Source organism: Streptacidiphilus sp. PAMC 29251 (genome assembly GCF_054208735.2).
Genome location: NZ_CM135725.2, coordinates 3,811,381 through 3,825,491 on the forward strand (window position 1 = coordinate 3,811,381; position 14,111 = coordinate 3,825,491).

Annotated in this window: 13 protein-coding genes and 1 tRNA gene; 6 read left to right on the forward strand and 8 right to left on the reverse strand. The window is 71.2% G+C overall.

Features of this window, described 5'->3' with window-relative positions; genetic code table 11:
• Positions 1-75 precede the first annotated feature (75 nt).
• Positions 76-1,197 (reverse strand): non-hydrolyzing UDP-N-acetylglucosamine 2-epimerase, encoded by a 1,122-nt coding sequence (gene wecB, locus ACXKR8_RS17820; RefSeq protein WP_458273892.1) that lies wholly within the window; start codon positions 1,195-1,197, stop codon positions 76-78.
• Positions 1,198-1,201: 4 nt separating this feature from the next.
• The gene (locus tag ACXKR8_RS17825) at positions 1,202-2,575 is read right to left on the reverse strand and encodes a hypothetical protein (protein WP_458273893.1); all 1,374 of its coding nucleotides are present in this window, start codon (positions 2,573-2,575) and stop codon (positions 1,202-1,204) included.
• A 205-nt stretch (positions 2,576-2,780) separates the two neighbouring features.
• Between ACXKR8_RS17825 and ACXKR8_RS17830 the strand changes: the two genes are divergently transcribed.
• A complete protein-coding gene (locus ACXKR8_RS17830) occupies positions 2,781-3,791 on the forward strand; it encodes a hypothetical protein (RefSeq protein WP_462100564.1) in 1,011 nt (336 codons plus the stop codon).
• On the forward strand, positions 3,730-5,913 hold the full coding sequence (locus tag ACXKR8_RS17835; RefSeq protein ID WP_462100565.1) for an Ig-like domain-containing protein: 2,184 nt from the start codon (positions 3,730-3,732) through the stop codon (positions 5,911-5,913). The genes ACXKR8_RS17830 and ACXKR8_RS17835 overlap by 62 nt, the downstream gene beginning before the upstream one ends.
• 98 nt (positions 5,914-6,011) lie before the next feature.
• On the opposite strand, the gene ACXKR8_RS17840 is transcribed toward ACXKR8_RS17835, so the two are convergent.
• Positions 6,012-6,320, reverse strand: a complete 309-nt coding sequence (locus tag ACXKR8_RS17840; RefSeq protein ID WP_462100566.1) for a YkvA family protein — start codon at positions 6,318-6,320, stop codon at positions 6,012-6,014.
• Positions 6,321-6,539: 219 nt separating this feature from the next.
• Between ACXKR8_RS17840 and ACXKR8_RS17845 the strand changes: the two genes are divergently transcribed.
• Entirely contained in the window at positions 6,540-7,904 is a 1,365-nt protein-coding gene (locus ACXKR8_RS17845; protein WP_458273896.1) for a hypothetical protein, read from the forward strand.
• Between the two features lie 32 nt (positions 7,905-7,936).
• Here ACXKR8_RS17845 and ACXKR8_RS17850 read toward each other — a convergent pair whose 3' ends face one another.
• Positions 7,937-8,368, reverse strand: coding sequence for a hypothetical protein (locus ACXKR8_RS17850; protein ID WP_458273897.1), 432 nt, complete (start codon positions 8,366-8,368; stop codon positions 7,937-7,939).
• Positions 8,369-8,524: 156 nt separating this feature from the next.
• Here ACXKR8_RS17850 and ACXKR8_RS17855 point away from each other — a divergent pair, with 156 nt between their 5' ends.
• Both ACXKR8_RS17855 and ACXKR8_RS17860 read left to right on the forward strand, forming a co-directional pair.
• Positions 8,525-8,959: a cupin domain-containing protein gene (locus ACXKR8_RS17855; protein WP_458273898.1), complete on the forward strand. Its 435-nt coding sequence runs from the start codon at positions 8,525-8,527 to the stop codon at positions 8,957-8,959.
• 84 nt (positions 8,960-9,043) lie between these two features.
• Positions 9,044-10,813, forward strand: a complete 1,770-nt coding sequence (locus tag ACXKR8_RS17860) for an oleate hydratase (RefSeq protein WP_458273899.1) — start codon at positions 9,044-9,046, stop codon at positions 10,811-10,813.
• 31 nt (positions 10,814-10,844) lie between these two features.
• Here the strand turns inward: ACXKR8_RS17860 and ACXKR8_RS17865 are convergent, their stop codons facing one another.
• Positions 10,845-11,210, reverse strand: coding sequence for a chorismate mutase (locus tag ACXKR8_RS17865; RefSeq protein WP_458273900.1), 366 nt, complete (start codon positions 11,208-11,210; stop codon positions 10,845-10,847).
• Positions 11,211-11,322: 112 nt separating this feature from the next.
• Here ACXKR8_RS17865 and ACXKR8_RS17870 point away from each other — a divergent pair.
• Positions 11,323-11,396, forward strand: a tRNA-Lys gene (locus tag ACXKR8_RS17870).
• Positions 11,397-11,516: 120 nt separating this feature from the next.
• Here the strand turns inward: ACXKR8_RS17870 and ACXKR8_RS17875 are convergent.
• The 3 genes from ACXKR8_RS17875 to ACXKR8_RS17885 form a co-directional block, all read right to left on the reverse strand.
• A complete protein-coding gene (locus ACXKR8_RS17875; RefSeq protein WP_458273901.1) occupies positions 11,517-12,257 on the reverse strand; it encodes a hypothetical protein in 741 nt (246 codons plus the stop codon).
• A 121-nt stretch (positions 12,258-12,378) separates the two neighbouring features.
• The gene (locus ACXKR8_RS17880; RefSeq protein ID WP_458273902.1) at positions 12,379-13,053 is read right to left on the reverse strand and encodes a response regulator; all 675 of its coding nucleotides are present in this window, start codon (positions 13,051-13,053) and stop codon (positions 12,379-12,381) included.
• A complete protein-coding gene (locus ACXKR8_RS17885) occupies positions 13,050-14,069 on the reverse strand; it encodes a sensor histidine kinase (protein WP_462100567.1) in 1,020 nt (339 codons plus the stop codon). Before ACXKR8_RS17885 ends, ACXKR8_RS17880 begins: the two co-directional genes overlap by 4 nt.
• Positions 14,070-14,111: the final 42 nt, after the last annotated feature.

The following is a 14,111-nucleotide window of genomic DNA, read 5'->3' on the forward strand; positions in this document are numbered from 1 at the left end:
ACAGAAGCGTGTCTACGACGATCGGTCAAGAGTGCGCTCAGAAAAGTTGGACCCTCACGTGCGCACCGCCCCGGATCAGGTCAGGGGTCCCGAAGCGATCAGGTCCTCGACGAGTTCCGCGATCCGGCGTCCGGACCCGCCGTCCCCGTACGGGCAGGGCAGCGCGGCCAGCCGGGCGTGCAGCGCCGGGAGGTCGGCCAGCCAGTCCCGGGCCACCGCACCGATCCCGGGGCCCGGTGGCACCAGTCGGGCGAAGTCCGGCATCGACTCGGGCCGTTCGGTGGAGCGGCGGACCACGATCAACGGGCGCTTGAAGACCGTGACTTCCTCCTGGACGCCGCCGGAGTCGGAGACCACCAGCGCGGCCTGGGCCAGCAGCGAGAGAAACTCCTCGTGGCCCAGCGGCTCGGTGACGGTCAGTCGGCTCAGCAGCGGCGCGAGTCCGTGCTCGCGGGCCGCGGCCTGGGTGCGCGGATGCAGGGGCAGCAGGACCGGGCGGTCCGGGGTGACCAGGGCGTCCAGCTCGGTCAGGATCGTCGCCAGAATGTCCGGATCGTCGGTATTCTCCGGGCGGTGCAATGTCACAAGAATGTAATCGTCGGCACGGAGCCCGCGCTGCGTCAGGTACGCCGCCCGCTGCTCCGGTCCCGGCAGCATCGCCCGCGCGGCCTCGACCACCGTGTTGCCGGTGACCCGGATCAGTTCGGGGTCGATCCCCTCGGCCCGCAGGTTGGCCGCGTTGGCGCCGGTCGCGGCGCAGAGCAGGTCGGCCAGGTGGTCGGTGAGGACCCGGTTGTGCTCCTCGGGCATCCGCCGGTCGAAGCTGCGCAGCCCGGCCTCCACATGCACCAGCGGGATGCCGCGCCCATTGGCGGCGAGCGCGCCTGACAGGGTGGCGTTGGTGTCCCCCTGCACCACCACGGCCTGCGGCGGGTCCTCGGCGAACAGCGTGTCCAACTCCCGGGCGGCGGCGGCGATCTGCGCGGTGCGCGGCAGACCGCCGACGGTGAAGGTCCGCTCGGGCTCGGGCAGCCCGTACTCCTCCAGGAACGCGCCGCTCAACTGGCTGTCGTAGTGCTGACCCGTGTGCAGCAGCCGCACCCGACCGGTCAGTTCGCGCATCACCGGGGCCAGTTTGATCAGCTCAGGGCGGGTGCCCAGCACCACCGCGGTGCCGCCGCCGCTTCGGCTTGGCACCGCGCTAGTCCGAACGCCCGCGGCGGCGGGCCACTCCGCAGACCGCCAGACCGGCCGCGGCGAGCGCGCCGGCCAGACCGAGCAGCGGACCCGCGGGGAGGTCGGCGCCGGTGGCGGCCAGCGTGCTGCGGACCTTGAGCACCACGGTGTGGGAGATCAGCTGGCCCTTGGTGTTGCGGCTGACGTAGGTGAGGCGGTCGCTGCCGGTGAAGCCGCGGTCGGGGGAATAGACCAGCTTGTTGCCGGGGCCGACCCTGACCGTTCCGTGGTCGGGCGGATCGATGACCCGGGGGTGGGCGTTCCGGCTCGGGCCGGGGCCGGGCGGGACCGGGATGACCACCTCGCCGCCGTCCGGGACGTCCACCGGGGGCTGCGGCGGCGCGGGGATCGGATCGCAGGTCAGCCTGAGGTCCGCGCCGCTGACGTCGTCGCCGTTCGAGGTGTTCGCCGCGGCCTTGACGCTGGACGGCGAGTAGCCGCCCGGGGCGGCCAGGACCGCCCGGTAGTTGCCGGGGGCGAGATCGGCGAAGCGGTAGCCGCCGTCCGCGCCGACCTTCGCGGTCACCGGTTGGCCGTCGGTGCCGATGACGGCTGCGCCGCCGGCGGCGCGACGCAGGGTGACGGTGGTGCCGACCGGGGTGCCGCAGTCGGAGCTGACGGTGCCCTCGACATTGGTGGCCAGCGAGGATGTCCATAGTTGGAAGATGGGGAAGCCGATCTGCACGCTGTAGGTCAGCGTGAGCCGGGTGACCGGAACGGTCGGCTGGAACCAGCCGGACGCGCCGTTGGTGTCGATGAAGTTGCCCACCAGCGTGGCGGTGTCGGGGTGCCACACCGGAACGTCGTTGAACGGCCCAGGACCCACACAGCTCGACGGCTTGGGGCTGTTGGTGCAGTAGTTGAAGGCACCCTGCCAGCCGAGTTGGGCCGAGCTGAGCGGTTGGCCGTTCGCGCCGAAGGCCTCGACCTGGACCCGGTCCGCGTCCACGTCACCGAGGGTGAAGGCCCAGGTCCCGGCGGGGGTCGGAGCGGCGAAGTCCAAGCTGGTGACGGAGGGGGTCTGGCCCGTCGCGGCGGCGATGTTGACGTAGGGGCGGCCCTGCGAGCTGCCGTAGCGCCTGCCCACGGGCGTGCTGCTGCCGAGGAAGGCCGACTTGCCGGACTGGACCGTCGCCGCGCTGCTGGTGGTCCGCACCGCGGCCGCCGCGAAGCCGTCGAGCGGGACCTGCATGGTGCTGGGAGGGGCGGTCGGTGTCCAGGTGCCGTACACGGCACCCGAACCCGGCGATGGGGCCGCGGCGGCGAGGGGGCCCGTCCACAGCACCAGGGGGACGGCTGAGGCGAGAGCGAGACGAAGCGCAGCAGAGGTGTGAGACACCGTCACATGCTCAGTCGGGCGACCGGAACGAGCGACGGGACACGCCCGAATAATCATGGAATTAGCTCTTATGGCCCGCCCGCCGCAGCGAGAACCAGCCCGGCGTTCACCTGGACGTCGGCAGCGCGAGGCCCGGCGTTGGCCCGCGCTCCCTACGGTCCACGGTGAGAACGTCTGTTCCACCCGAAGAGAGCGAGTCGCGGCCATGAACAGCCCGATACGACCCCGTCCGCACCGGCTGCTGGTCAGCGCCGCCTGCCTGGCCCTGCTGTCCGGAGCGACGGCGGCCGTCGGCTCCACCGCCGCCAGGGCCGCCGACCCCGTCGGTACGTTCGCCGCCGGGGACGTGGTGGTCTACCGGGTGGGCGACGGCAGCACCGCCCTGTCCGGCGCCGGCGCCCCGGTGTTCCTGGACGAGTACTCCCCGGCCGGGGCCCTGGTCCGCTCGGTGGCGCTGCCGACGACGGCGAGCGGCGCGAACAAGCCGCTGGTGTCCAGCGGCTCGGGCACCTCCGAGGGCGGTCTGACCCTCTCCGCCGACAGCGACTACCTGGTCGCCACCGGCTACGGCGCGGCGGTCGGCGCCACCGGGCTCTCCTCCTCGGCGGCCGCCACGCTGCCCCGCACCATCGCCAGGGTCGACGCCTCGGGCACCGTGGACAGCAGCACCTCGCTGACGGACTTCGCCGACGGCAACAACCCGCGCAGCGCGGTCAGCAACGACGGCCAGGAGTTCTGGGTCGGCGGCGCGGCCGGTGGCGTGCGCTACGCGGCGCTCGGCGCGTCCGCCTCCACCGCGCTGGTGGCGAGCACCTACAAGAACGTGCGGCAGCTGGCGATCGCCGGCGGGCAGCTCTACACCTCGGCCGATCCGACCAAGGCCTCGGTGACCGTCGCCACCGTGGGCAGCGGCCTGCCGACCACCGGACCGCAGCCGGTCACCAACCTCCCCTTCGCCGCCGCTGCCGCGCCCACCGGCCCGTACAGCTACGCGCTGCTGACGCTGGGCACCTCCGGCGGCGCCCCCGACACCCTCTACGTGGCCGACAACGCGCTCGGAGCCATCGTCAAATACGGTCTGATCGGCGGGAGTTGGGCTCAGCTGGGCTCGGTGCCCGTGCCCTCGGTGACCGGCCTGACCGCCAATGACGACCATGGCACGGTCACCGTCTTCGCCACCAGCAGCGGTTCCGCGGGCACCTCGGGGACGCTCTAACCGGGTCACCGACGCCAGCGGTACCGGCGGCACGCTGACCGGCAGCGCCACAGCGCTGGCGGCCACCCCCGCCAATGAGGCGTTCCGCGGGGTGGCCTACGCTCCCGGCACGGTCACCGGCAGCGGTGGCGGCGGCAACGGCGGCGGGATCCCGGTGACCCCGCCGCCGACGGTCACCACCCCGCGCAGCGGGCTGCCCGCCGCCCTGGGCGACCCGACCAACGCCACCCTGCCGGTCAGCGTCGGCGACCCCGACCCGACCGTCACCGCCGACCGGCTGACCGTGGCGGTGACCTCGTCCAACCCCGCGGTCGCCCCGGTCTCCGGCATCACCGTGACCGGCAGCGGCGCCGACCGCACCCTCGCGGTCACCCCGGCCGCGGTCGGCTACAGCACGCTGACCCTGACCGTCAGCGCCACGGACGGCACCAGCAGCAGCACCCAGATCCAGTACGGCGTCTCCGCCGACCTCGGCGATCCCAGCCAGCGCTACTTCTCCGGCGCCGGCAACGCCTCCGCCGCGATCGACGTCGGCGGCGGCTACATGCTGGTCGCCGACGACGAGAGCAACGTCCTGCGGCTCTACGACGAGACCCGCTCGGGCCCGCCGGTGCGCAGCTTCGACTTCACCGGGCAGCTGCCGTCAGGCAAGGCCGAGGCGGACCTGGAGACCGCCGCCCGGGTGGGCGACACGATCTACTGGGGCGGCTCGATGAGCAACAACAGCAGCGGCGGGGTGGAGAGCTCCCGCAGCACCATCTTCGCCACCACCGTCACCGGCTCCGGTGCGGACACCCAGCTCAGCTATGTCGGCGGCTACACCGGCCTGCAGAGCGACCTGACCGCCTGGGACCACGCCGACGGCCACGGCCTGGGCGCCGACTACCTGGGGTTGACCGGCTCGGTGCAGTCCGGGATCGGCGGCCACGAGAACGACGCCCTGAACGTCGAGGGGATGGAGTTCGCGCCCGGCAGCAGCAGCACCGCCTACCTCAGCTTCCGCGCCCCGCTGGAGCCGACCAGCAACCGCCACCTGGCCCTGGTCGTCCCGGTCACCAACATGGACAAGCTCGCCGCCGACAACTCCGGCAGCGTGCACGCCACCTTCGGCGCACCGATCCTGATGGACCTCGGCGGCCTCGGCATCCGCGACATCCGCAAGAACGCCGACGGCCAGTACCTGATCATCGCGGGCACCGCGGACGGCAGCAACGACCGCTTCGTGCTCTACAGCTGGGACGGGCAGCCCAACGACCCGCCGCTGGCCACCGGCACCACCCTCCCGATCGAGCCCGCGGCCGGGAACCAGGGCTCCTGGGAGACCGTGGTCAAGGTCCCCGACCCGCTGACCGCGGGCGCCCCGCTGCAGCTGCTGCAGGACAGCGGCGACGTCGCCTGGTACGGCGACACCCACACCTCCAAGTCCGGGCTCGGCCCCGACCTGATGAAGAGCCTCGGCCAGACCTTCGACTACACCCCCGGCACCCGGCTGGGCAGCACCACCACGCTGTCCACCCCGGCCAGCACCACGGCCCCGGGCGCCGGACAGCCGGTCAGTTACACCGCCAAGGTCGTCGGCCCGGCCGGCACCCTGGGCACCCCCGGCGGGAACGTCAGCTTCAGCAGCGGCACCGGCAGCGCCGCCGTCGGCTGCGCGGCCGTCCCGGTGGACGCCGACGGCAGCGCGACGTGCACCGTCAGCTTCCCGGCGACCGGCGAGCGGACCATGACCGCGAGCTACAGCGGGGACGACTCCTTCGCCGGGTCCAGCGCCAGTGACACGGTGTCAGTACGCCTGGCCACCACGGTCTCGCTGACGGTGCAGCCGCGCGCGGTGGTGGCCGGCCAGCCGGTGGTGATCAGCGTGGGGGTGAGCGCCAGTCGGAGCCTGGCCCTGCTGCTGGCCGGTGGGAAGGTCACCCTCACGGTGACCGACGCCAACGGCGCAACCGTCCCGTGCCCCGGGCTGATACTGCCGGGCCTGGGCGGGATCTGCGCGCTGCTGCCGGGTCAGCTGAGCGCGGCGAAGGGCCCGTACCGGGTCAGCGCGGTCTTCGCTGGGAACCCGCAGTTCGCCGCGAGCAGCGCGAGCAGCAGCTTCACCGTCAGCGCTCGCCGCTAGCGCTCGCCGCTAGCGTGAGGCGATGGCCACCTTCGGGCCCGGCGGCAGGTCGCCGCGCTTCCACTCCACATAGCGGCCCGACTCCCGCATCAGACCGGTCATGAACCAGAACACCACCGCGGTGTCGTCGGTCCAGCCAGTACCGGGATGAAGTCGGGGATGGCGTCGATCGGGCTGACCACGTACAGCGCCATCAGCAGGAAGAAGCCGAACAGCCGGGCCCGGGTCACCCCCCGGTAGCGGCCGAAGGTGACGTCCTTGACCAGGAACGGGGCCGAGGCGACCCGGCGTACCAGCCCAGGTGCGCCGGGCCGCCGGGTCTCCCGGTAGAGGCCCCAGGCGGACCGGCCGACGGACATCCGGTCCAGGTGCCGCCGCTTGGCGGCGGGTACGGGCGTCTTCTTCATGGCTCCCTGTCGCTCCCTCACTGACGGCGGGTCGGCTCCCGCGCTCACCTACCCTGCGCTCCGGCCCGCAAGCGCCACCGTCAGCACCGCCCCCGCTGCGGCGGCCCCCCTCGACACCAACACCCCTGCTACCCCTCGCACTTCGCCCGGCCCCGCCACGTCCGTCCGGGACCGATGGCCCCATTGTCCTTGGCCGGACGGTGTGGAAGCATCCCGGCCATGCGATCGGGGCACACGTCACCGGACCGGGACTCCAACGACGCCCGCAGGGCGCAGGTGACGCAGCTGGAGGAGCAGTCGCTCAGCCTGTTTCAGCAGGGCCGCACGGCCGAGGCCGTTCCGCTGCAGGAACGGGCCGTCGAGCTGGTCCACGCCGTCATCGCCGCCCAGGGCGGGGCCACCGCGGACGACCTGGTGATGCTGGGCTCACTGCAGTACGGGCTGGGTTCGGGCCTGCGCGCGGTGGGCCGTCCCGACGACGCGGTGGCCGCCCTCGACGCGGCCGAAAAGGCCTACCGCACCGTGCTCGACAGCGGCCGGCCGGACATGGTGCAGCGGATCACGGATGTGCAGGTGCGCCGCGCCAGAACGTTCCAGGAGCTGGGCCGGGTCACCGACTCGATGCTCGAAATGGGAGGCGTGGTCCGGGCCGCACTGTCGGCGGGACCCGGCGACAATGTGTTCGAGTACGCGCTGGGCCTCAGTCGGCTGCTGTACACCAACGCCCTGGTGCTGGGCCAGTACGGCGATCCGGATCTGATCCTGAGTTCGGCGGACACCGTGGTGCGACTGATCACCTCGAACGGCCTGAAGGTGAACATACTCCAGGGCGATCGCGCCTACTACATCGATGTGCTGCGCAGCGCCGCCACGATCGCGATGCGCGAGCACGCCGGGCAGGGGCGCGCCGAGATCGCCGCGTCGGCCGGGCGGATCGCGGTCGACACCTGGGCCGAGGTCGACCGGTCGGAGTTCCCGACGCTGATCCGCGAGACGCGCGAGATGCCGGCCATGTACCGCGTCTCGATCGTCCGGGCCGCGGCGTACTACGGCAAGCTCACCGAGGCGCTCGGGCAGCAGGAACTGTCGCAGCGCTACCGCGACTTCGCGCGCGACGTGGACGCCGGCCTGGCCGGCCGGGCCGAGCAGAACTGGCTCGGGGTCGGGACCGGGCCGATGACCATGGGCACGGCACTGCACCAGGCGCGCGAACTGCTCGGCGTCGGGCAGGTGCCGGACGAGGTCATGCTGCTCGGCGGCCCGAACAACGCACGGGACAGGTTCACCACCCACCAGCGCTGCCCACGCGAGCAGTGGGCCGCCTCGGCCGGGGAACTGGCCCGGATCGTGGCACTGCTGGAGCGGCATCCGCAACTGGTGGCCGTGCTCGGCCTGGAGGCGCACATCCTGTACGCGTCCTCCTACTCCGTCGCCGAGGACCTCACGGCGTGGCACCTGGCCCACTCACGCCAGTGGATGCACCTGCTCCGGGATCTGATCAAGCCGTTCGAGCAGGCGAACGACCAGCCCATCTGCCAGGACCTGAAGCGCTGGATGGACGTGCCCTCGACACCCCGACCATGACGGTGCCGCTCGGCCGGATTCCGGTGCAGTCGTCATTCCAGGGCGCGCAGCGCGCTGGAGGCGTCCACCTGTTCCAGGCGCTCCAGGCAGACGTCGATCTCCGCCACCAGGTCGTCCGCACTGGACCGGAACTCCAGCGGCCCGGTGGTCAGGAGCTCCATGCCGTCCTCCCCGTCTTCGGACTCCAGCGCAGCCCTGATCGTGAAGTCCACGCCCCGAGCATCGAATTGCACCGACAACTCGCAGCTCACCGATCCTCCGTTCTTCAGCACCAAGGCATGGCCGTCGAAGTAGGCCGGCCGGTCGCGATCGCCTGAGTGCCATACCGGGCCGAGCGCCTCACAGCGCACCACCGATCCGGCCGGAGCCAGCGCCTCCCATCCCCTCGCCACCTTCCTCAGCCTGACGTGCGCGTCCTGAAGGGCCACCGCAAGCGCGAAGGCCCCACGCCCGGACTCGTCCACCTGATACTCCTCGTCTCAAAGTTCGAACCTCCACTCGACAATTCTTGCCGGGCCGAGAACATCAGCACATCCCGCGCGGGCAACCGTCGGTCGCCTGGGTCGACCTGTTACCTTTTTGTCCTGATTTGGGTTGAAAAGGCGAAGGGCTTCCGTGTCATGGGCAGAATCGCTCGGTTGGCAGCCGTCGGAGTGACGGCCATCGCGTTGACCTCGCTGAACCTGGGGGCGGCCGAGGCGACCCCGGCCGGTGGGGTGACCGCGCGGATCCTGTGGCAGCACACCGCAGGGGGCCGGGACTTCGTGCTCCGCGAGATCACCATCGCCCCGGGCGGCAGTACCGGCTGGCACTTCCACGACGGCACCCTTTTCGGAGTCGTGCAACAGGGCACACTGACCCACAACGCACACGACTGCTCAGTCGACGGCGTCTACCACGCGGGCCAGCCCATCCAGGAGCCGAGCGGCGCCGACCACGTCCACCTCGGCCGCAACCTGGGTGCCACCCCGGTGGTGCTCGACGTGCTCTACGTCGACCCCGCGGACAGCCCGCTGTCCGAGGACGCGCCCAACCCGGGCTGCGACTTCCAGTAGCTCTGGCCCACGCGCCACGCGCCACGCGCCATGCGCCTGTGCCACGCCTACGCGCCATGCGCCACGCGCCACGAAAGGACAGCGGTGTACTACAGCAGCGGAAACTACGAGGCGTTCGCCCGCCCCCGCAAGCCCCAGGGGGTGGAGGACAAGACAGCCTGGTTCGTCGGCGCGGGCCTCGCCTCGCTGGCCGGCGCCGCGTTCCTGATCCGTGACGGGCAGATGGCCGGGGACCGGATCACCGTCCTGGAACGGCTGAAGCTGCCGGGCGGCGCGCTGGACGGCATCAAGGAACCGGCCAAGGGCTTCATCATCCGCGGCGGCCGCGAGATGGAGGACCACATGGAATGCCTGTGGGACCTGTTCCGCTCGATCCCGTCGCTCGAAGTCCCCCACGCGTCGGTGCTCGACGAGTTCTACTGGCTGGACAAGGACGACCCCAACAAGTCGCTGCAGCGCGTCACCGAACGGCAGGGACAGGACGCGCACACCGACGGGTTGTTCACCCTCAACGACCGTGCGCAGAAGGACGTCCTCAAGGCCTTCCTGGCCACCCGGCAGGAGCTTGAGGGCAAGCGCATCAACGAGGTGTTCGGCCAGGACTTCCTGGACAGCAACTTCTGGCTCTACTGGCGCACCATGTTCGCCTTCGAGGAGTGGCACAGCGCGCTGGAGATGAAGCTGTACCTGCACCGCTTCGTCCACCACGTCGGCGGCCTGCCCGACCTGTCGGCGCTGAAGTTCACCAAGTACAACCAGTACGAGTCGATGGTGCTCCCGCTGACCCGCTGGCTGATCGACCAGGGTGTGACGCTGCGGTTCGACACCCAGGTGACCGACATCCACTTCGACCTCACCGGCGACCGCAAGCAGGCGACCCGGATCGAATGGCTCAGCGCGGGCGAGCCCGGCGGGGTCGACCTCGGCAGTGACGACCTCGTCCTCACCACGATCGGCTCACTGACCGAGAACTCCGACGCCGGCGACCAGCACACCCCGGCCCGTCTCGACGAGGGCCCGGCGCCGGCCTGGGACCTCTGGCGCACGATCGCGTCCCGGGACGAGTCCTTCGGCCGTCCCGAGGTGTTCTGCGGCAACATCGCCGAGAGCAAATGGGAGTCCGCCACCGTCACCACGCTCGACCCGCGGATCCCGCGCTACATCCAGAAGGTCTGCAAACGCGACCCGTTCAGCGGCAAGGTGGTCACCGGCGGCATCGTGACGGCCAGGGACTCCGGCTGGCTGATGAGCTGGACCGTCAACCGGCAGCCCCACTTCAAGGCGCAGCCCGCCGACCAGATCGTCGTCTGGCTCTACGGGCTGTTCCCCGAGCGGCTCGGCGACTACGTCAAGAAGCCGATGCAGGACTGCACCGGCCTGGAGATCACCCAGGAGTGGCTCTACCACCTGGGCGTCCCCACCGAGGACATCGACGAACTCGCCGCGACCGGCGCCAGGTGCGTGCCGGTGATGATGCCCTACGTCACCGCCTTCTTCCTGCCCCGCCGGGCCGGCGACCGCCCCGACGTCGTCCCGGCGGGCGCGGTCAACTTCGCCTTCATCGGGCAGTTCGCCGAAACCACCCGGGACACCATCTTCACCACCGAGTACTCGGTGCGGACCGCGATGGAAGCCGCCTACCAGCTGCTGGGCATCGACCGCGGCGTGCCGGAGGTGGCCAACTCCACCTACGACGTACGCAAGCTGCTCGCCGCCGCCAACTACCTGCGCGACGGCCACCCCGTCCGACTCCCGGGCCCTTCCGTGCTGCGCAATCACCTGCTGCGCAAGCTGGACGCCACCGAGGTCGGCGAACTCCTGACCCAGTTCAACCTGATCCCCGAGGCGGACTGAGCCCTCAAGCCCCCCAGGCCCCTCAGGCTCCTCAAGCCCCGGCGATCCGCTCGTGGTGGCGGATGACCTCGGCGATGATGAAGTTGAGGAACTTCTCCGCGAAGGCCGGGTCCAGTCGGGCGTTCTCGGCCAGCAGCCGCAGTCGCTCGATCTGCTCCCGCTCCCGGGCCGGGTCGGCCGGCGGCAGCCGGTACTCCGCCTTCAGCCGGCCCACCTCCTGGGTGCACTTGAACCGCTCGGCGAGCATGTGGACGATCGCCGCGTCGATGTTGTCGATGCTGCCGCGCAGGCGTGCCAGCTCCTCCCGCGGATGCGGGTCCGCCTCGGCCTGGGCGGCCACCTGGGCGGCGGTCGTGGCGCCGGTCTCGGCGGTGCTGGCTGTCGTGCTGTCGGTCATGCGGTCCCCCGTCGGGCGGCTCGGTTCAGGGTCTTCGATCATGCGCTCTCGCAGCCCAGGATACCGATTCGGCATTTGGCTCCGGATCATGTAATCTCTTCCAGGTCAGCACGCGCCGCTAGCTCAGTTGGTTAGAGCAGCTGACTCTTAATCAGCGGGTCCGGGGTTCGAGTCCCTGGCGGCGCACAGCGAAGCAATCGCCTGACCAGGCCGTTCTTCCTTCGGGAAGAACGGCCTTTGGCGTTCCAGGGGTCCGGTGCTAGCGAGGGGCTAACCGCGGCGTCGTCGACCCAGCGGCGACAGACCTCAGTGCGGCCGGTGACCGGTGACCGCCTGCCAGCGCTCATGCTCGGCCTCCAGCTCGGAACGTGCGATCTCTATTCGACTGTCGGCCTGTTGCCGTTCGGTCACCTGAGCCAGCTGCGCACGAGCGGTCTCCTGAGCGGACGTGTCCGCTCGGGCCTGCTGCAGGGCGATCTCAGCCTCGGCCATTTCGTCCTCGCAGCGCTCAAGGAAAGTCTTCTCCGCCGCTGCCTCATTCTCTATCCGCACAGCGAAGCGTCGCACCTCTCCTTCCTCGTGCAGCTCGTGCGGGAATGACTCGAAACGCACCCGCCCGTCCGGCCGTGTGACATAAATGTGGTGATTGCGCTTGGCCTCCTCGAAACGGACCCGGAGCCCAGCGAGAGGCACGACCTCGCCCTTGACCAGGAGCACGTGCTTGTGGAGCACCAGGTCGCCAAGCTGTTCGAGCAGAATGCCTCGCCCAGGCTGGCGCAGTGTGCTGAGCCGGCGGTCGATAGCACGGATGCGCCGGCGATACCGGGCCTCGGCGTTTCGAACTTTCGTCTCGGCTCCAGATCGTTCCCGGTGATCGTCTCGTTCCAAGCCGCGCACACGACGGCGGGCCTTGGCCAGGCTCTTCCGCTCGGCGGTATATGCCGCCCCGAAGGCGTAGGCCCAGCCGCCCGGGTAGCGGTACATCTGCCACCCGACGTAGGCCCCAATCGCAAGCGGAAGCACGAGCAGCCAACCAACCGTCCCCATCGTCGCCCTCCCTCCGGAGCCGACCCTGCAGCAACTGACCAGGCTGCCAGATCGCCGCGCTCGGCGGGCCAGAACGGTGAGCTGAGTTGACGCCGGGTCAGGCGGCGGTCCAGCGGCCGGGTCAGGAAGCGGTCCAGCGGTAGATCTGTTCCGGGCGGCCAGCGCCGCCGTAGACGGGGGCGCGGGAGACCAGCCGCTGCGCGGTGAGGTAGTCGAGATAGCGGCGGGCGGTCTGCACCGAGACGCCGACCCCGGCGGCGGTCTGCGCGGCGGAGAGCCGGCCCTCGGCGCGCAGCAGGGTGAAGACCGCGCGCAGCGTGGCCTCGGTCAGCCCCTTGGGCAGCGGCTGACCGGCGGTCTGGTGCAGGGCGGCGAAGGTCCGGTCCACGTCGTCCTGGGCGAGCACGTCCGGGGCCTCGGCCGCACGGCGGCGGAACTCCGCGTAGGAGTTCAGCTTTTCCTGGAACGAGGCGAAGGAGAAGGGCTTGAGCAGGTACTGCACCACGCCGAGGGAGACGGCGGCGCGCACGGTGGCCAGATCCCGCGCCGAGGTGACCGCGATGACGTCGACCTGGTCACCGCGGGTCCGCAGGATCCGGCACAGCTCGATGCCGGTCAGATCGGGCAGGTTCACGTCCAGCAGCAGCAGGTCCACCGGTCGGGTGGCCACCATCCGCAGCGCCTCCTGGCCCAGGTGCGCCACTCCGGTGACGGCGAAGCCGGGCACCCGCTCGGTGAAGGCACGGTGCGCCTCGGCCAGGATCGGGTCGTCCTCCACCACCAGGGTGTTGATCACTCGGAGCCTCCCTCGACGGCCACGGCGGCGTCGAGGGCCTCAGCGGCCTCGGCGACCGCGCCACGGCCCGGCGTCGGCAGCCGTACGGCCAGCGCGGCGCCGCCCAGGGTCCGGTCGCGGTCGGCTTCGATGGTGCCCCGGTTGCGGGCCACGCTCTGCCGCACCAGGGCCAGCCCGATCCCGTGCCCGGCCTCGTTCTTGGTGGTCCAGCCCCGGGTGAACAGGTCCTCGATCCGGGCCGGGTCGATCCCGGCCCCGCTGTCGGCCACCCGGACCAGCAGCTCCCCTTCCTCATCCCCGTCCGCAGCCGCTCCCCCGGTCCGCAGCGACACCGAGACCCGGCGCGGGGCCGGCGAGGCCAGCACCGCCTCCACCGCGTTGTCGATCAGATTGCCGATGATGGTGACCAGGTCGCGGGTCTCGAACGGCAGTTGCGGGGCGGCGGTGTCGTCGCTGACCGTCACCTCCACCCCGCGTTCGGCGGCCTGGGACACCTTGCCCAGCAGCAGCGCCGCCACCGCCGGGTCGCCGACCGACGCCATCAGCCGGTCGACCAGCTGTTGGGAGGCGGCCAGCTCGGCGGTCGCGAAGCGGATCGCGTCGCCGGGACGGTCGAGTTCGATCAGGGTGACCACGGTGTGCAGCCGGTTCGCGGCCTCGTGCGCGGTGGCCGAGAGCACATCGGCGAAGCCCCGGGCCGAGTCCAGTTCCCCGGCCAGGGCCCGCAGTTCGGTATGGTCGCGCAGGGTGACCACGGTGCCGAGGGTGCGCCCGTCCCGCCGGGCCGGCGACTGGTTCACGGCGAGCACCCGGTCCTCGGCCACATAGGCCTCGTCATGGGCCTCCAGGCCGGAGCCGAGCAGCCGGACCAGCGCCGCGTCCAACCCCAGCTCGGTCACACAGCGCCCGGTCGGGTCCTTGTCCAGGCCGAGCAGCCGCACCGCCTCGTCGTTGGCGAGCAGCACGGTGCGCTGCCGGTCCAGGACGAGCAGCCCCTCGTGCATGGCGTGCAGCACCGCGTCGTGGTGTTCGTAGAGCCGGGTGATCTCCTGCGGGCC